Below are 18,504 nucleotides of genomic sequence, written 5' to 3' on the forward strand. Positions count from 1 at the left end.
CACGAGAATTCTGACCACTGAGGGACTCAACCTTGGCGGACTGGTTGATTTGTTCTTTGATGAGCATAGTGGACTGGTGGAAGGATACGAAGTTTCAGGGGGTATGTTTGCCGATGCTTACTCTGGGCGATCGTTCGTGCCTGCTCCCGAAACGCTGAAAATTGGTGATGATGTTGCTTTTGTGCCTCCAGAAACGGCTCAAATGATGGCAGAACAGGTCGGTGGTATCCGAGGAGCCGTTAACGCAACTGACGATAAATTCCAAAACTCGGCGGAGACTGCTAACCGCAGACTGCAAACAGCAGTTCAAACCGTGAATGAGCAACTGCAAAGCTCGGTAGAGAACGTGAACCGCAGGCTAGAGGAAGCAAGCCAGAATGCAGGTGAGCAATTGCAGATCGCAACTGATGCCACTAGCAGTAAACTGCAAGACCTGAATCGAGATGCGACTGCTTCGCTGACAAATAATCTGGTTGACCCTGCGGAGCAAAAGGTATATGTGATTGGCAAGCACGTTGAGCAGGATGTGCTGACTCCAGACGGGAATGTATTGCTACTACAAGGGCAGGAAGTCACCCTAGTCGATGCAGAAGCGGCCGATCGCCTGGGTATCCTTGATCAACTCTATCTAGCCACAGGTGGCAGCCTGACTGCAAACATCAGCCGCAATCTGCAAGCAGCAGCAGAATCTACTAACAATCGAATTGGGCGCGCAACTCACAGTAGCGTCGCTAATCTGCGTCACTCAGTTGATGGGCTGGCTGCACACGTGGCTATCCAGCAAGCAAAAGGGCGCAGAGTATTGCAAACAGTGCGTGCTGAAGACGGCTTAATTATTGCGGCATCTGGGCAGATTGTGACTGAATCCGTCCTTGATCGTGTCCAGACTTACGGCAAAGAAGCAGAATTACTAAATGCTGTCGGTCTAGATCTGGCAACCGCAGTTCGTTCTAGTGCTAATGACACATGGTTAGAAACCAAAGTTCAACTGCGCGACAGTGCAAATATTGCTCAAGAGAACCTCAACACTTTTTGGCGAGCCTTGAAAAAGCAGTCTGAAAATCTACAAGGACGCAGCACACGGGCAATCAAGAAGCAACGGATTGAACAAGCATTGGGTCGTCCAGTTACCCGTGTCATTCTTGACCCAGAAGACAAAGTAATTCTCAATGTGGGCGAACTAATTACGCATCGCGCCGTCCGTCAGGCTGAAGAAAGTGGAGTTTTGAATATCTTGCTGAGTTCAGTCTATACCAAGGAGCCAGAAATCTCTGACAAGGAGTTACGTGCTTCAGAACACGGAATGGCAGCACTGGTGGATCGCGGTAATAGGCGATTGCAACTTGAATCTAAATCAATCGTGGTAAATTAATGCTCGACTTTAACACTGTAATTGAATTCTCAAGCACTTACTGTATTCCAATTTGTGCCTTTTTAATTCCAGCCAATTTAGTTGCGACCGCATCAACAATAATTTTTACACAGTTGCATCATCCGACTATTCATATCTGGCAAACTGCTTTCATTGCTAGTATCTTGGCTCTATTGATGATACTGCACGTATTTGCTTGGTTCATGATCGGAGTAGTCATGGCTCCGACATACATTTTATTGGGGCTAGGAAGTATGTGTTTGCTGGCCAATTTGATAGCGATTCTCCCACACAGACGCTATGCTTTTCCCACATAACTAAAGTACTTTAGTGATTATCAGCTAAAGCTATCAGGAGTTCAGGCAACAATGTATAAACCAATCCTAGAAAAAGATGGGATAAATCTGAGGGTGGAATTACTATACAGTGGTATGTGGCCGTACATTCCCACCCTTTAGATCAAAAGAAGTATTCTTACGCGATCGCTATCGATAATGTATTAGAGCGCAACCCATACCCTATTGCCGACTTTGACTCATGCTTGTTTGGTGGTTATGAAACAGCCTATCAAGCACTGAATGCCGCAGTTGAGGAAGCAAATCAGATAGTTGTGTCGCAAAAAACATTACAGAACAAATGAGTAAGCTGGTGATGTTATGATCGCAGATCCTAAGCTACAATAAAGATATAAACAGCGATAACGCTACACATTGTGAGGCAACCAATATGGATGCCAATGAAGTTTTAAAACGATATGCAGCCGGCGAAAAAAATTTTAGACAGGCAGACTGGAGAGGAATAAGCCTACCTCAAGCTAATTTAAGTGGAATAGATTTAAGTGGCGCACATTTGAGTAACGCAGACTTGAGTGGCTCAGATTTAAGCGGTGCTAATTTAAACTGGGCTGGACTTAAAGGAGCCAATCTCAGTAGGGCGAATCTGAGGGGGGCAAAAATGCCTGATGGAAGAACTCACAACGATCTGTTAGAATCTGCCAATTATTTCTTTAGCTAACGCTTGACAATAAATCTGTTATTCGTGAGCAGTGCCTTTAGATTATAGGCACTGCTCATCGTTAGATGCTACAGATTATTTTTTAGGTCGTAGTTAATCAAATAAACCTAGAAATGAAACAGTGGCTTGTAATGCTTGAGGTGAAGGAATGCTGTTTATTGCAGCATTCCTCAATATGCCAGACCTAATTTTAATCTTTCAGGAGTTTGTAAATGACTATTATTACCAAGATGATTCTAAATGCAGATGCAGATGTTCGCTATCTCACTCCCGGAGAACTAGACCAGATCAAGATATTTGTTAAGGGTAGTCAGCGCCGTCTACAACTTGTGGAAGGTTTAACTCAAAGCCGCGATCGTATTGTTAAGCAAGCTGGAAAGCAACTGTTTCAGAGGTTTCCCCGCCTTGTTGCTCCAGGTGGAAATGCCTATGGCGAAAATATGACTGCCACTTGTCTGCGGGATATGGATTACTACCTGCGGTTGATTACTTACAGTGTAGCAGCTGGAGATACTACGCCAATTCAAGAGATCGGGATTATTGGTGTTCGACAAATGTACAGGTCTCTCGGCACTCCCATTGATGCCGTTGTCGAAAGTATCCGTGCTATGAAGAACATCACCGCCTCGATGTTATCTGGAGAAGATGCAAGCGAAGTTGGCACTTATTTCGACTACCTAATTACTAATCTCCAATAAGCAGACAATAACAATTATTTGGAGAGGAATGTCTAGCAACAAGCCGTTCCGTATCGCAAGTCACAACCCAGATGAGTGATAATCTTACCTAAATTTTGGAGATGGGGTTTGAGGATTGTTGACTCAAACCACTCAACCTTAGCTTAGTGAGATTGATTTTACTGTTATTGCTGAACCAGATGCAATTCAAGGGGTTAAATGACTAATTATCTTATCTTAATATTCATTTAGATCCCCCTAGCTTGAAAAAGCAAGTATATAAACAATTAATGGCAAATAACTAAACTTTTTACTTGTTTTGGTGTATGTCGCTTATTATTGCTAATTACTAGGTAGTCTTCCTAGCTTTCCATAATATTGCTTTCTCTTAATTCAACATTTTGCTCAAAAACCAAAAGCAAATCATTGACGACAAGTTATAAAACTGGATAGAAAAGTCGGGGAATTACAAGGATAAACTATCTTTATAGTAAAACGTTTCCAGGTATTGATTGAAAAATGGTCCACTCCCAATTTAACTTACAGGATAGTGATATTTAATACTCATTGACCTATAACTGTCTGGATATTTTTTAATCAAAGAATCTTGAAATAACTCATTTCTAATTTTTTTTTACTTTTCATCTTGAAGTTAAACAAATAACCCCAGAAATCAAACAGAAACTTGTCATACTGTAGAAGAAAGGATGCTATATTTTCGCTCTCTAACAGTTCACTACTTTAGGGAATTACTGGGGGCTTTTAGCAGTCGTTGCACATGAAATCTCAATTGGAGTAGCTATGTATCCAAGTAATAGATTTCTTAATAATCTTTCATCCCTCCAAGGGCTGTAAGTACTTATCGTAGACGATAATGTCGATTTCTGTAATTTGATGATGCTGCTGTTGCAACTCTATGATGTTGAGGTAAAACAAGCGTTTTCAGTCCCGCAAGCTCTGGAAATATTTGAGCAATGGCAACCTTATATCCTAGTTAGTGACATTGGTTTACCAAAGGGAGATGGCTATACCCTGATTAAACAAGTAAAAAGCAAAGTACAAGAGCGAGGGCAAGTGGTGTTAACCATTGCTGTAACAGCTTATGTTATTGAAAAAATACTTCAAGGTGCTTTGTCTGCTGGCTTGACCTATGGTTTACCAAACCTCTGGATATTGATGAATTCCTGGCTGTGCTTGCCTGTTTAGCTATTTGCCAAGAGTCTTCATATGCCATCGCCCAACAGATTTTAGTCCACGATCCTAAACATAGTGATTTAAGTCTTGAAATGCAGTTAGAAGCATCAGTTTTAAGTTAGCATCACCATTTTTAAAACACTATCAACTAATGTAATTTCGTTCTGGAGATTTTGAAAAATGTCGTTTACTATCGAGTCTGCACGCTCTATTTTTCCTGAAACTCAAGTTGCTAATGCAATTCCAGCTACGGTTGAATCATTCAATCAGCTCAGTGCTGAGGATCAGTTGGCTTTACTTTGGTTTGCCTATACCGAGATGGGAGTTACAATCACTCCTGCTGCTATGGGAGCAGCCAATATGGTCTTCGCAGAAAAAACCCTGACTCAAATCAAGCAGATGCCTGCTAGAGAGCAAACACAAGTTATGTGCGATCTGGTTAACCATAGTGATACTCCCATCTGCCGTACATATTCATCTTTCGGCACAAATGTTAAGTTGGGCTTCTGGTATCAGTTAGGCGAGTGGATGAAACAAGGAATAGTTGCTCCCATTCCAGAAAGTTATGAACTGTCTGCACAGGCATCAGATGTCCTCCAAGCTATCCGTCAACTTGAAGGGGGTCAGCAACTCACCGTATTACAAAATATTGTCATCAATATGGGGTATGCCCCAACGGTTAGCACCCAAAAAGTCAAAGAACCTGTGGTTCCTCCTAAAGATATCGCACCCAGAGCTAAGGTCAGCATTGAGGGCATCAACAATTTGACAGTCCTAAGCTATGTGGAGAATATGAACGCCTTTGAATTCCAAGGGGCTGTAGCTTTATTTGCTGAAGATGGTGCCCTGCAACCCCCTTTCCAAGAACCGATTGTGGGTCAGGAGAACATCCTGGCCTATATGCGCGAAGAATGCTACGGACTCAAGCTCATACCAGAGCGAGGGGTATCTGAAGCAACACAAGGAGAATTCACCCAGATTAAAGTGACGGGTAAAGTGCAAACTCCCTGGTTTGGTGACAGTGTTGGCATAAATCTAGCATGGCGGTTCTTGCTCAATCCGCAAGGCAAAATTTTCTTTGTGGCAATTGACGTGCTGGCAACTCCCCAGGAACTACTTAACATGGGCTTTATCCAGTAGAACACGTTTGGGGTGTTTTGGGATGTAGACCCGACAAGTTCCTCAATTTGGTTCTCTATAACCATGATGATTAGACTTAAATGCTGGAGGTTTTTATGAATTGGGTAAAGGTGCTTGCTCAAGATGCGCTCCCCCAAGATGCGCGTTATGTGCTGAAAGTGGGTAACTACACGATCTTACTCCTGCATCACAAAGAGCAGATCTATGCGATAGATAATGCCTGTCCTCACATGAGGCTGCCTCTGCAAGGTGGCAAAGTAACGGAAGACAATGCAATCGTTTGTCCTTGGCATCATAGTGCCTTCGACCTCCAAAGTGGAGATGTCAAAGACTGGAGTCCCTGGCCGCCTGGGGTGGGACGAGTTCTAGCTATGGTTTCCAAACAAAAGGCTCTGACAATTTTACCAATCCGCGTGGAAGAAGGCAGTATCTGGGTGGGTCTAGAGGAGTAGAGTTGATAAATATTCTATTAGAAAGAGGCTATTTAGGTAGCGAGCAACTCATTTACACCTGCATAACCCTCTGAAACCCCGTATTTCAGGGGTTTCTTTGTTTTTATCAAGCTCAATTATTAGCAATACTATTTGTTGAACCTTGGGTGCAACATGAATTAAGGGTTGATAGACAAGACCCCATATTTAGTTGCAACATAGTGTTTGGAACTTTTACAAAGGCAAAAATGTTATGAGTAAAACAAGGCAAGCAATACTATCACGAGTATTCCAATTTTGTAAATAATTTGTTATAATAATTACATATAACTTAAACACGAGGTCACGCCCATGCGCTACACCGATAAAGAAGGGAAGACCCTCAAACTTGATGATTGTATGACTGCTGACAGCTTCTTTATGGAAGCTGAGGTGTACATCTGCGAACCATGGGAAATGCATTTCAATAAAGAAGGAGAGTTAAAAGCAGGAAAGAAACCGAACAAAGCGATCAGCTATGCTGGGCGGAACGCCATCGCACATCTTCCTAGTGATGGCAGTGAACTGATCCCCGCTGAAGTTCAAGCGCGTACACACAGAGAAGGCAGTCAATTACTGAATTTACCCCTCGCAACTGGCTATACAATAGATGATGAGGGAATAATCAATAACTACGCAATTCAGCCTGGTATGTCCTTGGCAGAGTATCCCTCACCAGAACAGCAACAGCGATACATCTTCCAGGGGGCAGTAGCTATTGTGTTTGTTGCTCTGACACTGCTAACTGCATTGGCTGTCAGCTAGGTTTAACAATAGCTAGCAGTCTGTCCCATTAATTTTGATGAGCTACAATATCCCGGACTTCTCCAAGAAGCCTGGTATCTGACCACCATTAACAACTCAGAACTCATGCGATGAACTACTAGTTAAAGTTGTTGCCCAACAATCGGATGTAAATATCGGGCGATAATACAGCGTGGTTCTGAGCGTTTTTTCTAAGTTATGTTAACAAAAAAATGTGATGAATATAGATTTTTCAAAGAAAATTACTAGCTTATCTTTATTACTACTTTGTGTTGCTTACGCTTTCTTCGGTTGGTATCTATCTGCTTATCATATTATTTGGCTTGTAGGAAGTTTTATAGCAACTGTGGCTTTCTTTGGCGGACGGAAAAATAGTTCTCTGTTTGAGCGTGCGTTGAGTTTTTTTCTTCCAGGCTCGTTGGGAATCTTTATTATCTCTTTAATTGTGAGTGTAATACTATTTGCTTTAGCAGTAAATAGCCCTATTCTAGGAATTTTCATTATCACCCCGCTAGCTACTACTGTTTTAGCAGAATTAGAAATGCGTCTTACTGGTTTAAACAAACTAAATGCATTAGTAATTTTAACAGTGATAGCTGGATTTGGTTTAGTATTGGGCAAAATGATAGATGTCTTGCTTGTGCCAAGTACCAGGTACTAAGTTATAGATGTTGTCTCAATACAAAAGTCTAAGACTGATTAATAACTAATTTAAGTAATAGCTCACCGTTCGCGCAATCGATTCAGGAAAATAAAGAATTAAGCTAAATGGCTAAAAGCTTTGTCATACATGAATGAAACGCATTAAGCATTGGGATATCTAGACTTTGGACAATCAATACTGCGATCGCTCTCGACAAATCTAGATTTCTGGCAATATGTTTTGTGAAAGTTGGTATGCAAGAGACTTATACCCTGGTTTAAAATATCAAAGCTAGACATAGCAATACTTTCAAGTACTTTTCGGGAATTAATTATTTCCTATTTGGATTACGCGAACGCTGAGTAATAGCTTTTAAAATTGAGTTTTCTTAGTTTTGATGATAACTATAAATGCTTGTTTTTCTTTCTAGGATCACAAACATAAAATCACAAACAAATAATAAAGAAGATAAAAAATGCTAGTTTTATCCACTAATTCGAGTCAATTACTGACTCTTAATCTAACTGATAACAGCCAAAGAAATACAACTACATATACCTGGAACTCTTTATGGAGTCACCATAGTTGCCCTTGCTGTTCATATTGTTTACTCCGTCATATAAGTAATGATGGTATTTACTGGCGTTGTAGCCATTGTTATCAAGAAATGCCAGTTTGGGACATATCTAAGTGCAGAACTAGCTACTCTAGCTTCCTGCCTCTACAAGATTTTCAAGCCAAACATCTATATTAAACCAACAACTTAGCCAGAAAACTAATGCTCGACTTTAACACGTTAACTGAATTCTCAAGCACTTACTGCATTGGCATTTGTGCTTTTCTAATTCCAGCCAACCTGCTTGCTAGGTTAGGTATATCATCAGGTGTCCATACTATCCTCAGCCAATCTTTATCTGATTGTTGGGCTTTAGTCTTCTTCATTACTACTTGTACCCCTACCTTCTATTTCACCGTGAGTCCGTCAGCATATCTTTACTGTTAGGTACAGCATTCACTTCTGACTCAATCTCTCCCATCTGTTACCTAGTCTCCTAGAGGTTTCGTCTTAGCTGACTGCTCAATCTATCGACCTAGATTGAGAGTAATCAGGTGGGTTACTTCGTTCCTAATAGCCATTGGTTTGTCCCTTTAGGATGATGCTCTCCAGCTATATTCGGGAAACGCATATCAACTGAGAGAGAACATCGTTGATTCCCTTAGTCTTTGCCCGTTTTGGGACTCCCAGTGTAATAGCTTTATTTCGCTGGTTATTACTAAAGGTAGTTTAACACGTCTTCGCTTTGGCTATCCATAAGGACTTGCTAAGTGTCACTGGATTTAGGCTACTTTCACTTTTCGTCCCCGCTTCAGGTGCTGATGGCTAGTCGCAAACCTGGGGGAAGTGCTTGCACTCCTGCGTCTGGAGGATAGGACTTGAGTTTTCTAGGATACTTGCTCTCACCTATACGTCTATTAAGTTGTCATCAGCAGGGTCTTTAAGAGTGCGCCCAACCTATGTTGGGTTCCCTACTGAAGCTATCCATGGAACGAGTCCATTTCGGATGAACGAATCGCACTTTCTAGGTAAATTACACCCATTTTTTAGTTGATAAAAGATACCATCTAATATTTGTCGCTTTGTCCACGTTGGCGGTTTAGTTTGCTTTTTCTGGGGCAACAGTGGTTCAATTATTTGCCACTCTTTATCCGTTAAGCTGCTGGAATACGGCATTTATTGTTTATTTTACCCTCCCTCCCAATATCTCAAATGGGTTCTATACTCATCTAATGATTACTTAATCTATGAGTTGGCTTCTAGCGATCCAGTACCTTTTACAGAGAGTTGTCCGAGACTAGACTACCTTGCTGTAAAGAAGGATCATCTTTGTTGTCTTCTTCTAGAAGTGCTTCAATTTGAGCAAAAAGCTTATTAATTTTTTTTAGCTTTTTCTCATCATTCCAAATTTTACTTTTTCTAAGTGCTTTGTATATTTTATCAGCTTTTTCTTTTTGCTCTTGGTTATGAGATGATGGCTTACTTTCTGACTGTTGCTGAAGAATATTTCCTACTAGAACCCTAATTTCAGATAGTGATAAACCTTCTGCGATCGCTTTATTTAAAACTTTCTGTCTTTCATCATCATTTTTTATCCGGTTGATTTCCTTAGCTTTTGTATATTCAATTTCACCTTTTTGCAGTGCGGTTTGGATATCTAAATGGAGTTTGAGTAAAGGAAGACGATTGGCTACAAATGACTGCCAAGTAATTTTTCCTAACCTCAAGAATACATCTTGTATGATTCGTCCTTCATCACTAACCATAACGTTATGGTTAGAATTACCTTTGCTTTCGTTATTCATGTCATAGAGCAGTTTGACCACTGTCTCTTGGTCAACATCGAGTTCTTCGGCTAGTAATTCGAGAATTCCGATAGTTTCCTCGTAAGCATTGAGGTCTTCCCTTTGGAGGTTTTCAACTAAGCGGAGCTTACGAGCTTTTTTTTCGTCGCACTCAATAATGACTGCGGGTATTTCCTCAAGTTTTGCTATTTCACAAGCTTTGAGACGGCGTTCACCAGCGACCAACTCGTACTTGTCTTCCTGAAGCTTTCTAACGACAATAGGTTCTAGTAACCCTACTTCCTTGATACTGTCAGCGAGCGATTTGAGTTTTACAGGGTCAAAATAGCGACGGGGCTGACTTGGCGGAAGGATGATTTGAGATAAAGGTAAAGTGGAATCAGATAAAGATTGTTCTTCTTCATCTCCAAATAAATTATCCAGTCCAGTAAGTTTTTCTAGTTCGCGTTTTTGGCTCATACAAAATCCTCGGTAAGCGGGAAACTCAGAGGCTTTAGCCCTGAGAGGGAAGCGACAGGAGCGAATTTATTCGCTGAGGTCTTTTTAACTTGAATAACTGTAACCATCTTTTTTGTGAATTGATTTACAGAACTTATAGTTTATTCCTTGAATCAATCCTCTCTGAGCAGAGATATTAAAGCTACCTGTAGAACGTACAGCTACACGTCCAATGTATTCACCAATTTTTTTTCCATTGGTGACAACAGCTTTAACAATATCACCTGTCTGAAAACCTTTGATAAATTTCAGTTTGGGAACATATCTATTAGGAAATCCAAATTTGTCAGTTCTACACATCTGCCTTGTTCCGTGCCCATTAGCGGTAATTAACAACGGTTTGATACCTTTGATAATTAATATTGGAGTTGATTGACCAACACAAGCAGCGTCTAACCAATGAGTCTTGATTAATTGCTGCCTAGTTCTGTTGAACTTTGTTAATCCACCAGAACCACACTCAACGGGTAAGTCAGTTGATTTCAAAACCTCTAAAAGCTTGTATCTAGTAGCATTAACTGCTGCTGCGTCAGCTAATGGTTTCTTAGCTTGTGCCAAGATTTTCTGTAACTTAGTAGGGTCTTTTTTGAGGAAATCCTTAATATCCTTAGTCCCTTTTTTGACGTTACATTTTTCGCAACTTAATGTAAGGTTTGTGATTGAATTAGAACCTCCCTTTGAGCGTGAGTGAATGTGTTCAATCTGTAAAGGTATATCTTTGATACCACAATAGGCGCATTGTCTGTTCCATTTTTCTAGAAGAAATTCTCTGGTTTCATATCCAGCTAACGTACCTTGTTGATATTCCTTACCTTCGATTTCAGGATTACGCATTAATTGCATATCAAACTTGACTAATTCGGTACTAATCGCTGTGATTGGTGCGAATTTGCGTAATCTGTTTACCCATGTTTCAACATTGTGAACCCGACTCATAAGGCTAGGAGCTAACCATCCTTCTGGTCTAGTTCTGTTGAGAAATCTGGGTTTTCTGTATCGTGTTTTGCGATTCCTCCTAGTACGTCTTAGTTGCCTTCTGGAAATCAAAGCATCTCTGATAGCGAAGCCTCTATGCTTTAAATCAGCAGCAAAAACTACTTCACCTGTGGAATCATTGACTAATGCTATTCCCGTTATTTTAGCTCCAGGGTCTAGCTTAATTCTCAAGTCAGATACAGATGCATCTGCTCTAGATTCTTTCAGAATAATTGTGAAAGGAAAACGCCGAAATACTGCTGCTTTTTTGTTTCGTAATAACTGTCTAGCTTGCGCTGCATGAATTGGGTCTAAGGGTCTTTTTTCGGTATCTAAAACAAATACTTTGGACATTAGTCCCTCCTTGCGGGTAATGTTAGCTTCGTCAATGTTTTAAGAGCTTTTTACACTTGCAACACTGTTTCAGTGACTTTAAAACTGTTTAATTGCAAATGACAGAGCGGAAAACTAGCTTCGCATTCTCTGGTGTCGTGACTCAAAAAACGTAGTCAGTTAAGACTTAGACTGGTCAGTACAGCTTGCTTGATTTCTCTTACAAGCTCAGTGGCTTTGTCCCTGAGTTACTGACAGTTGAGTAATATATTTTGTAATTTCTTCGAGTATGCTAACTGCGGGGTGGTTTTTCTTGTGGAGTGCAAGTGGTAGATGTGCTTGGGTTGCGTCAGGAAAAGCTGTTGATTTAGGAATAGGGGCAGTAACGTGTATCCGTCCTTCAACCTGTTGTTTAATTTCTTCCAGTATTCCTGTGTCTTGAAGATTACGATTATCGTATTTGGTTGGAATTATACAGGCAATTTGTAATTTCTGGTGTCCTCCTTTTTTGAGTCGGGCAATTGTTTCTAGTAGTTGGTTGGTGCCAAGATAGCACTTATATTGCGTTTCAACAGGAATAATAACGTGTGAAGCAGCGACTAAGCTCATAATGCTTAGGATTCCTAGAGAAGGCGGGCAATCAATCAAAATATAATCATACTGGTCAAGTACATTTGATAGCACAAACTTGAGCCGTTGGCGGTTGTCGATGGTCAAGTCATGAAAAATTTTTTGCTCCGTACCTGCCAATTGGATATTTGTTGGTACAAGGTGCATCCCGTGAATAGGTTTTTCCCATATATACAGGGGAGTTTCTTCAGCGATCGCACCATAGATAGTTTGTTCCGTTTGCAGCTTGACTTCCCCTAATCCCATAAAAGCTGTTAGTGATGCTTGTGGGTCCATATCCACAAGCAGTACACGGTGTTTTTTAGCAAGGTGGTATCCAAGATTGTGTGTAATAGTCGTCTTAGCTGCACCACCTGACTGATTGAAAGTGGCAATTATTTTGGTTGATGACATATATTAATGAAGCGATTTTGTGAACCCATGTCAGCGATTCTACCAAACAGTGGATTTTTATTTTGTATTTTTGAAAAAAATAACGCTAGTTCAAACCAGTAAACCTGTCTGGACTAGCATTATTCAGTTAGTTGGTTCTAAAATGGAGGTTCTTCGTCTAGGTCTTCATTTGTCGAAGTAACGTTATCTTCGAGTAGTTCCTTGGCAAAATCGGGAGTCTCAAGCGAGTGAGAGTTTTTGCTAACTTGGGTGAGTTCGTTAATCGGTTGTGCTGAGATAAAGTTTCTAATTACGAATGTGGCAATCTTTTCTTTGTACTCACCCCTATTATCTACCACTAAATCAAGATATCCTTCTGCTGTACCATGTACGCCTTCCCCCTGTTCGTTGATGAGGACAGCAGGTGCGCCCTTGGAACGGAATGGTATCTCGTCAGTAACGACTCCTTCCTTGGAACGATAGTAGAATTCAGCAATCCCAAAAGCAATCAAGGAACCTTCTTTGTCGTGGGTTGTGTTCACTGATTTAAGATTAATAGTTGCAGTATTATGAATCATGGTCGTTTGGTTTGTAGATTGATTAGATGGTTGATCGCCTATGATTTATACTGCATAGGCGATTTGTAATTTTCTAGAAATTTGCGTTAGCTACAGCCTGTGTTTCGTTTGGTACAGAAGTAGATGTAGATTCTTCCTTACGGGGTGAACCTAATAATTCGATGGCGTTGATTGTGATTACAGGTTTTTGCCGCATAGTGCCAGAATTTTTATCAGCCCAACGATCAAATCCAAACTCACCAGTAATTGCAATCTGAGTCCCTTTACGAACGTAATTTCCAATCACTTCTGCTTGATTTCCCCAAGCGACTAAATCAAACCAAAGGGCTTGTTCACTTCTGTAGGGTGGTCTGACTGCAATAGAGATTGAAGCTTTAACTGCTCCCGACTCGAAAAATTTCAGGTCGGGTTCTTGTCCACATCTGCCAACTAGCATGACTTTGTTGATATAGTTCATAACGCGAGAATTGATATATTTCTTTTATTGCTGCGTCAGCATTAGTTCTTTTAGGATTTATCATTTTGACAACTTGTTTTATTTAAAACTCATCTTTTGCTTCATACTTATGAGTTATTTTTTATCCCTGTTTCTCATAACATTGCGGTTTTTACCAAGGAATGGCTAATTATCCTGTGCTATGGTGGGATCGCAAATGTCGTGGTATGTATCTAAAAATTATAAGTAATGACTTATGCTTGAATATCTTCTCCTAAAGCGAGTAAGTATTTGTAAGCTGATGCTCTTGGCTTTGATGTGGATACAGTTCGATGAAGACAGCCAAAATCAGCTAACTCCTGACTACTCTTCACCTTTGCAAGTAGAAAATCTTATGTGGTTAGGAGAAACATATGTTGGAGAAGAGGTTGAGCATTTTTGTGATGTTTCCAATACCGCTAGGATAGGCGTTTGGAGAGAAATTCTAGAACTGAAGTTAGTAGATTTAATTGCTGATTTACCAACTTGTTTGCACGATGCTTCATGGTTTGCTCTACTGGCAATTACTATGATGTTGGTGGATAAAGAATTAGACGGGATTTGTGTACACCCACAAGATGAGTATTTTGCCCGGAGTCTTGCGCTTGAAAGTTTGGCAGATTTGAGTGATTCTTACTTAGCCAAAGGACATCCTTATTTAGATTTTCCTTTATCATTAGAAGATGCTAAATCATTACTGCCAGTTAATAGAAAACAAGAGCTAAAAATCGAGTTGAAGAAATTTATTATTGATACTTATGAAAATGATTTTGATGATGAAGCGCCAAATATTAGTGAGTTTTCATCCATCTACTTGCAAGATATTTTAAAAGAGTTTTTTGTTGAATCTGACTGGCAAGGTGATATCAATCAAGAGGCGGTTGCACAGCTTCAAGAAAAGTATGGCTCACAATATTCAGAAGGTGCATTCTCTCCTGAAACTAAGGAACACGAACGTTGGGGCAAAACGCTTGTTTTTCTTAAACAGTTTATAGGTCTGGATTCCAGTTTTATCGAAAGCCAAAGCGATTTATTCCTTGATGAATCTCAAGCAGCTGATTTACCTGATTACTTCCGTATCAAGACCCGTTTAGAACGTTGGCAAGACCGAACAGTTGTTTTATCCCAGTTGGTTCATACTTTAGTTTATTTTTTGCTGGTAGGGCAAAATTATCATCCTAGTCATTTGGAAGATTTGATGGCTATTCCGGCTTCTTCACGGGCTATATCCAGCCTACAAGCTTGTTTAGGTGTAGCTGCTTACAGAAGTGGTTATTACATGGCTGCTTCAAATATTCCCGAATCAGAAATTGGGCGGAACTGGTTGCTACAAAAAGCTTTCCCTAACCTTCTTGAGTTTTATCAAACAGGTCGTTTGAATGGAAAACAATAATTAATATTCTGCTGTTGGTTAATAAAGACAAATTTATATTTATGAAAAAATATTTATTTATAGGATTATTATTCTTACTGGTTGGATGTTCATCTCCAGAAAAAGAAAATAAAGTTTCAGCTATAGAATCGAATCCTTCACCTACGCCTTCATTATCTTCAGCTAATGTTAATAATGCTACGCCGTCGTTAAATTCAGAATTGTTACCTGATTTATCAAATAAAGAGAAGCTTGGAGAAGTTAGTGCAGAGAACGACTTAATTGACTCGTTTTATTTTGATGGTAATGGTGTAAAAGTAAGTTTGACTGTAGCGGCTGATAAGGCTTGTTTTCTCTACGTGCGTCGCAGTACTCCAGACCGAGTTGGTGAGGTTGAAATTGAGTCACTACAGCGCGAAAAGTTAGGTCTATGGCGTTCGTATAATACTCAGCGTCTTTTAACTCAACCTGCTGGCAATAGACTAAGCGTTTATTCATCAAGTGAGGAACTTTATTCTACTTATGAAAATCCTGCCATATCACCAGAAATTCTTGTAGCAGCAAAAGAATTGAAGGAGCGTGAAAAATCATTTAAATTACTTTTGCGTCAGGACTTGGGGGCAAGTGAATCAGCAAGACGAATTTATGTCAATCAATGTCAGAAATTAGGCAATTTTTATTATAAGCAAGAACTCCCTCCTCTCACGGACAAAGAGAGGAAGGAATTTGGGAGGAATGTTGAAAAAAGTACTAACAATTAGTTATTAAAACAATGACAATTGCTCCATCTTAGTATTACTCTCAGTTGAAGTTGCTGTAACAGGGTGCTTGTTGTTATTTGAAGACTTCTTACCCCATCCCTCTTTCGCTGCGTGTTTGACTACACGAGAACGAATATCAGTAGCCAGGGTTTGATAATCAGAGCGAATTTTGTTATACGAAACCGGAGTTGTACCAATCTTCTCCCAGAGGTTTTCGTAGTTGAAATTCTTGAAAGGCCTGTGTCTGACAAGGGCATCATAACTTGCCCAGAGGTAAACATCTGTCCATTCGGATGATAGCGGCACTTCAAAAGCAATTGGCATCATCAGTGCAACAACTTCGCTGCTACAGGCAAGTTTACCTACTTCTCCCTTGTCTATCTCTTGTAAAGCTGCATCTAATCTATCAACTGCGATCGCGCGCCAAACCCAAGTGGGAATTGACTGTTGCCAGCCGTTCTGCTGAGTGACAATCGGCCCGGCGATGTACTGAACAATTTCACGATTTGCGCCTGCTAGATCGAGTAGGCTGGCTGTTACAGCTTTGTTAATCCCTTGGCTGGTTAGTAGTTGAAGTATCTTTCTAGTGCTGGGGTTTAATATTTCGCTGGTTTTTTGGTTTTTACTGTTGCGGATGGTTTCTTCGACATCGAATAAACTGTGCTGCTGGTTCATATTATTTATGTGTAAACTAATACTGCCAGTTAGAAATACTTCTAGCTGGCAGTGCTTTTTGATAATGAGTGTGTTTTGCTATGGCAGAAGTAGGCTATCCCAAACGCTTCTGGGCGTAACGTGATGCAGCAATTGCTGTCTTGCATGGGTGAATTTAGCTAGTAGCTTAGTGCTTTTTAATTTCTGCCACCAGTTGTATTGCAGGTAGGTAAGCAACCATAACTGCGTCTGGTGATTCCAGCTTGAGATGGAGTTACTCAAACTGAGTGCCTTGAGGATATCGTCAGGAGGCACTTCCAGTTCCTTTGTGATTTCTTGAGAGATGGAAGCTAACATTTTAATATTGGCGATCGCTTGACCAGGACTGCCAGAACTGATAGCTAGTATTTTTTCTGTTACCTCAATTTGTTGGTCTTTAAGGACAGAAATAACCTCCTCATCAGTTAACCTTTGGAAAGGTATGATTTGACACCTACTCTTGATAGTGGGTAATAGCTTTTGAGGATAGGATGATATCAGAATAAACGTTCCAGTTTTAGGTTCTTCCAGCGTCTTGAGAAGTTTGTTAGCGGCAGTAGGGTTGAGCATATCTGCTTCGTGGATAATCACCACCTTTTGCTTGCCCTCGACTGCACTAGTTGAGAGAAATTCAATTACCTCGCGCACCTGTTCTACTCGGATAGCAGGGACACTTTTCTGCTGGGAGGTGTTTTCGGTATAGGTTGGTTTGATTTGTAAGATGTCTAGATGTTTAGATTCTCCTGCGATCGCGGAGCGGCTTCCTCTTGAGAGTATTGCATTTGCGAATGCCAGAGCAGTTTTTCCTTTGCCCACTCCTTCAATTTCGCTGCTAAATAGGTATGCGGGAGCAATTTGATTACGTTCGATTGCTTCAGTTAGTAGAAGTTTGGCGGTATGCTGTCCGATGATTTCTGTAAATAAATCGTTTTTCATATCGTGCAAATTTCAATAATTCGGCTAGTTAAATTGTTAGTGCCGCTTTTGAGTTCCGTTTCGAGTTGTAAAAGTAAGGTAAGGCTGTTTTTCAGTTTTTGAATGCCTACAAGCTTGATTTCATCTTTGAGGTAATACAATCTTTTAGGGTTTTTCAGTTCGGCTATTTCTGCAATCTTTATGTCAGATAATTTAGCTTCTATGCCAGCTTTAGTTATTAGCCAAGTGCGAAAAATTGACGTAAGAGTTGCTACTATTTTGAGTGGATGTTCATTACTATCTACTAGTTTATCCACCTGCGCTATTGCCAAGTTTGAATGATTTCTTAACATAGCCATAGTAAGCTTTTGATAGTCAGTATTGTGATTACTAACTAATTGTTTTATTTCCTCAAGAGAAATAATTTTTTCACTTGCATAGACAGCAAGTTTAGCAAATTCGCTATCGGCTCGTGCAGTGTTATTACCAATTGCTTCAACTAGATAATCGGTCACATCCGGTGTAAGGTTAACTTGATGGATAGCTGCATACTTCCCTATCAAACTAACTATTCCCTTTTTATCCCAACAAGGAACGAGAGGAAACTCTTCTTGTTGAGCATATTTTAAGATAGTTTTCACTACTGTTCTGCGGGAATCTGGCTTTTTGTTACTAGTAATTAAAAGAATGTTACTTGCAGGGATTCGAGAAAGTTGATTTTCAAGTCCTTGGTTATTATCCTCATTTGATAAACTTCCAATGAAATGATCGCTCTCTGTATGAACAATTTTATTACCCTCTCCAAAGGGTAACGTCATAACCTCAGTAAAAACCTTGGCAGCAATATTTTTCTCATTTGCAGATAGCTTGATGTAGTTGAAAGCTTTCCATTCAGTATGAACATTTTGATTTACCAAACGGTTTATTTTTTGATTGAGCGAATAGGTATCTTCGCCGTAGTATAGGTATACTGGCATTGCAGATTAGATAAACATCTAATTATCATGCGTTAGTTATCAGCAGTGGTTAAAAAAAGAAGAGTTAGTATTAACTCTTTCTACTTGATTGGTATTTGTTATGTAGTGACCAGTAAATACCTTACTTAAGTTTGTGCTGGTTGTACGAAATTTTGAATTGAGTCTTTTTCAATATGGTTATCTACTGGTTTATTACCCAAGTATTTGCGCCAAGAATCTAACTGTTGAAGATACTCTATTACTCCACTAGAACCAGCTACCTCGTATAGTGTAATAGCTGTTTCCCATT

Annotated in this window: 22 protein-coding genes; 12 read left to right on the forward strand and 10 right to left on the reverse strand. The window is 40.1% G+C overall.

The window, feature by feature from the left end:
* The 10 genes from H6G75_RS23565 to H6G75_RS23605 all read left to right on the forward strand — a co-directional run.
* A partial coding sequence (locus H6G75_RS23565) for a PRC-barrel domain-containing protein (protein ID WP_190982382.1) occupies nucleotides 1-1,372 on the forward strand: 1,372 nt, incomplete at its 5' end.
* On the forward strand, nucleotides 1,372-1,689 hold the full coding sequence (locus tag H6G75_RS33145; protein ID WP_242051621.1) for a hypothetical protein: 318 nt from the start codon (nucleotides 1,372-1,374) through the stop codon (nucleotides 1,687-1,689). The genes H6G75_RS23565 and H6G75_RS33145, both read left to right, overlap by 1 nt.
* A 116-nt stretch (nucleotides 1,690-1,805) precedes the next feature.
* The gene (locus tag H6G75_RS23570; RefSeq protein WP_242051622.1) at nucleotides 1,806-2,012 is read left to right on the forward strand and encodes a hypothetical protein; all 207 of its coding nucleotides are present in this window, start codon (nucleotides 1,806-1,808) and stop codon (nucleotides 2,010-2,012) included.
* An 86-nt stretch (nucleotides 2,013-2,098) separates the two neighbouring features.
* A complete protein-coding gene (locus tag H6G75_RS23575; RefSeq protein WP_190982383.1) occupies nucleotides 2,099-2,386 on the forward strand; it encodes a pentapeptide repeat-containing protein in 288 nt (95 codons plus the stop codon).
* A 212-nt stretch (nucleotides 2,387-2,598) separates the two neighbouring features.
* Nucleotides 2,599-3,084 carry an allophycocyanin gene (locus tag H6G75_RS23580; RefSeq protein WP_190982384.1) on the forward strand — a complete coding sequence of 162 codons (486 nt, stop codon included), beginning with the start codon at nucleotides 2,599-2,601 and terminating at the stop codon, nucleotides 3,082-3,084.
* Nucleotides 3,085-3,957: 873 nt separating this feature from the next.
* Complete coding sequence (locus H6G75_RS33150) at nucleotides 3,958-4,269, forward strand: response regulator (protein ID WP_242051623.1); 312 nt, start codon at nucleotides 3,958-3,960, stop codon at nucleotides 4,267-4,269.
* A 168-nt stretch (nucleotides 4,270-4,437) separates the two neighbouring features.
* On the forward strand, nucleotides 4,438-5,397 hold the full coding sequence (locus H6G75_RS23590; protein ID WP_190982385.1) for an orange carotenoid-binding protein: 960 nt from the start codon (nucleotides 4,438-4,440) through the stop codon (nucleotides 5,395-5,397).
* 95 nt (nucleotides 5,398-5,492) lie between these two features.
* The gene (locus tag H6G75_RS23595; RefSeq protein WP_190982435.1) at nucleotides 5,493-5,849 is read left to right on the forward strand and encodes a Rieske (2Fe-2S) protein; all 357 of its coding nucleotides are present in this window, start codon (nucleotides 5,493-5,495) and stop codon (nucleotides 5,847-5,849) included.
* A 330-nt stretch (nucleotides 5,850-6,179) separates the two neighbouring features.
* Nucleotides 6,180-6,632, forward strand: coding sequence for a photosystem II assembly protein Psb34 (gene psb34, locus H6G75_RS23600; protein WP_190982386.1), 453 nt, complete (start codon nucleotides 6,180-6,182; stop codon nucleotides 6,630-6,632).
* Nucleotides 6,633-6,849: 217 nt separating this feature from the next.
* A complete protein-coding gene (locus H6G75_RS23605; RefSeq protein ID WP_190982387.1) occupies nucleotides 6,850-7,293 on the forward strand; it encodes a hypothetical protein in 444 nt (147 codons plus the stop codon).
* 798 nt (nucleotides 7,294-8,091) lie between these two features.
* On the opposite strand, the gene H6G75_RS33600 is transcribed toward H6G75_RS23605, so the two are convergent.
* The 7 genes from H6G75_RS33600 to ssb all read right to left on the reverse strand — a co-directional run bounded on the left by H6G75_RS33600 (nucleotide 8,092) and on the right by ssb (nucleotide 13,479).
* A complete protein-coding gene (locus tag H6G75_RS33600) occupies nucleotides 8,092-8,217 on the reverse strand; it encodes a hypothetical protein (protein ID WP_277884105.1) in 126 nt (41 codons plus the stop codon).
* A gap of 571 nt (nucleotides 8,218-8,788) precedes the next feature.
* Nucleotides 8,789-9,007, reverse strand: a complete 219-nt coding sequence (locus H6G75_RS23610) for a transposase (RefSeq protein WP_199337999.1) — start codon at nucleotides 9,005-9,007, stop codon at nucleotides 8,789-8,791.
* Nucleotides 9,008-9,108: 101 nt separating this feature from the next.
* Nucleotides 9,109-10,095: a ParB/RepB/Spo0J family partition protein gene (locus H6G75_RS23615; RefSeq protein WP_190982388.1), complete on the reverse strand. Its 987-nt coding sequence runs from the start codon at nucleotides 10,093-10,095 to the stop codon at nucleotides 9,109-9,111.
* A gap of 84 nt (nucleotides 10,096-10,179) precedes the next feature.
* The gene (iscB, locus tag H6G75_RS23620; protein WP_190982389.1) at nucleotides 10,180-11,463 is read right to left on the reverse strand and encodes an RNA-guided endonuclease IscB; all 1,284 of its coding nucleotides are present in this window, start codon (nucleotides 11,461-11,463) and stop codon (nucleotides 10,180-10,182) included.
* Between the two features lie 207 nt (nucleotides 11,464-11,670).
* Nucleotides 11,671-12,465, reverse strand: a complete 795-nt coding sequence (locus H6G75_RS23625; protein ID WP_011316781.1) for a ParA family protein — start codon at nucleotides 12,463-12,465, stop codon at nucleotides 11,671-11,673.
* Nucleotides 12,466-12,602: 137 nt separating this feature from the next.
* Nucleotides 12,603-13,022 carry a hypothetical protein gene (locus H6G75_RS23630; RefSeq protein ID WP_096644727.1) on the reverse strand — a complete coding sequence of 140 codons (420 nt, stop codon included), beginning with the start codon at nucleotides 13,020-13,022 and terminating at the stop codon, nucleotides 12,603-12,605.
* A gap of 73 nt (nucleotides 13,023-13,095) precedes the next feature.
* On the reverse strand, nucleotides 13,096-13,479 hold the full coding sequence (ssb, locus tag H6G75_RS23635; protein WP_096644728.1) for a single-stranded DNA-binding protein: 384 nt from the start codon (nucleotides 13,477-13,479) through the stop codon (nucleotides 13,096-13,098).
* Between the two features lie 235 nt (nucleotides 13,480-13,714).
* Between ssb and H6G75_RS23640 the strand changes: the two genes are divergently transcribed.
* The gene (locus H6G75_RS23640) at nucleotides 13,715-14,890 is read left to right on the forward strand and encodes a hypothetical protein (protein WP_190982390.1); all 1,176 of its coding nucleotides are present in this window, start codon (nucleotides 13,715-13,717) and stop codon (nucleotides 14,888-14,890) included.
* 41 nt (nucleotides 14,891-14,931) lie between these two features.
* Nucleotides 14,932-15,630: a hypothetical protein gene (locus H6G75_RS23645; protein ID WP_190982391.1), complete on the forward strand. Its 699-nt coding sequence runs from the start codon at nucleotides 14,932-14,934 to the stop codon at nucleotides 15,628-15,630.
* A gap of 3 nt (nucleotides 15,631-15,633) precedes the next feature.
* Here H6G75_RS23645 and H6G75_RS23650 read toward each other — a convergent pair whose 3' ends face one another.
* From H6G75_RS23650 to holA, 3 genes are all read right to left on the reverse strand, one after another.
* Nucleotides 15,634-16,305 (reverse strand): hypothetical protein, encoded by a 672-nt coding sequence (locus H6G75_RS23650; protein WP_190982392.1) that lies wholly within the window; start codon nucleotides 16,303-16,305, stop codon nucleotides 15,634-15,636.
* Nucleotides 16,306-16,383: 78 nt separating this feature from the next.
* Nucleotides 16,384-17,259 (reverse strand): DNA polymerase III subunit delta', encoded by an 876-nt coding sequence (locus tag H6G75_RS23655; protein ID WP_190982393.1) that lies wholly within the window; start codon nucleotides 17,257-17,259, stop codon nucleotides 16,384-16,386.
* Entirely contained in the window at nucleotides 17,256-18,215 is a 960-nt protein-coding gene (gene holA / locus H6G75_RS23660) for a DNA polymerase III subunit delta (RefSeq protein ID WP_190982394.1), read from the reverse strand. The genes H6G75_RS23655 and holA overlap by 4 nt, the downstream gene beginning before the upstream one ends.
* Nucleotides 18,216-18,504: the final 289 nt, after the last annotated feature.

The organism is Nostoc sp. FACHB-280 (genome assembly GCF_014697615.1).
Lineage (GTDB): Bacteria > Cyanobacteriota > Cyanobacteriia > Cyanobacteriales > Nostocaceae > Nostoc_B.

Bases quoted from the DNA above. Each gene is read 5' to 3' on its own strand.
- iscB (WP_190982389.1), bottom strand. From the start codon at position 11,463: ATGTCCAAAGTATTTGTTTTAGATACCGAAAAAAGACCCTTAGACCCA.
- H6G75_RS23615 (WP_190982388.1), bottom strand. From the start codon at position 10,095: ATGAGCCAAAAACGCGAACTAGAAAAACTTACTGGACTGGATAATTTA.
- H6G75_RS23580 (WP_190982384.1), top strand. From the start codon at position 2,599: ATGACTATTATTACCAAGATGATTCTAAATGCAGATGCAGATGTTCGC.
- H6G75_RS33600 (WP_277884105.1), bottom strand. From the start codon at position 8,217: ATGAAGAAGACTAAAGCCCAACAATCAGATAAAGATTGGCTGAGGATA.
- H6G75_RS23605 (WP_190982387.1), top strand. From the start codon at position 6,850: ATGAATATAGATTTTTCAAAGAAAATTACTAGCTTATCTTTATTACTA.
- H6G75_RS23625 (WP_011316781.1), bottom strand. From the start codon at position 12,465: ATGTCATCAACCAAAATAATTGCCACTTTCAATCAGTCAGGTGGTGCA.
- H6G75_RS23575 (WP_190982383.1), top strand. From the start codon at position 2,099: ATGGATGCCAATGAAGTTTTAAAACGATATGCAGCCGGCGAAAAAAAT.
- H6G75_RS23595 (WP_190982435.1), top strand. From the start codon at position 5,493: ATGAATTGGGTAAAGGTGCTTGCTCAAGATGCGCTCCCCCAAGATGCG.
- H6G75_RS23630 (WP_096644727.1), bottom strand. From the start codon at position 13,022: ATGATTCATAATACTGCAACTATTAATCTTAAATCAGTGAACACAACC.
- ssb (WP_096644728.1), bottom strand. From the start codon at position 13,479: ATGAACTATATCAACAAAGTCATGCTAGTTGGCAGATGTGGACAAGAA.
- H6G75_RS23645 (WP_190982391.1), top strand. From the start codon at position 14,932: ATGAAAAAATATTTATTTATAGGATTATTATTCTTACTGGTTGGATGT.
- H6G75_RS33150 (WP_242051623.1), top strand. From the start codon at position 3,958: ATGATGCTGCTGTTGCAACTCTATGATGTTGAGGTAAAACAAGCGTTT.
- H6G75_RS23655 (WP_190982393.1), bottom strand. From the start codon at position 17,259: ATGAAAAACGATTTATTTACAGAAATCATCGGACAGCATACCGCCAAA.
- holA (WP_190982394.1), bottom strand. From the start codon at position 18,215: ATGCCAGTATACCTATACTACGGCGAAGATACCTATTCGCTCAATCAA.
- H6G75_RS23650 (WP_190982392.1), bottom strand. From the start codon at position 16,305: ATGAACCAGCAGCACAGTTTATTCGATGTCGAAGAAACCATCCGCAAC.
- H6G75_RS23640 (WP_190982390.1), top strand. From the start codon at position 13,715: ATGCTTGAATATCTTCTCCTAAAGCGAGTAAGTATTTGTAAGCTGATG.
- psb34 (WP_190982386.1), top strand. From the start codon at position 6,180: ATGCGCTACACCGATAAAGAAGGGAAGACCCTCAAACTTGATGATTGT.
- H6G75_RS23590 (WP_190982385.1), top strand. From the start codon at position 4,438: ATGTCGTTTACTATCGAGTCTGCACGCTCTATTTTTCCTGAAACTCAA.
- H6G75_RS33145 (WP_242051621.1), top strand. From the start codon at position 1,372: ATGCTCGACTTTAACACTGTAATTGAATTCTCAAGCACTTACTGTATT.
- H6G75_RS23610 (WP_199337999.1), bottom strand. From the start codon at position 9,007: ATGCCGTATTCCAGCAGCTTAACGGATAAAGAGTGGCAAATAATTGAA.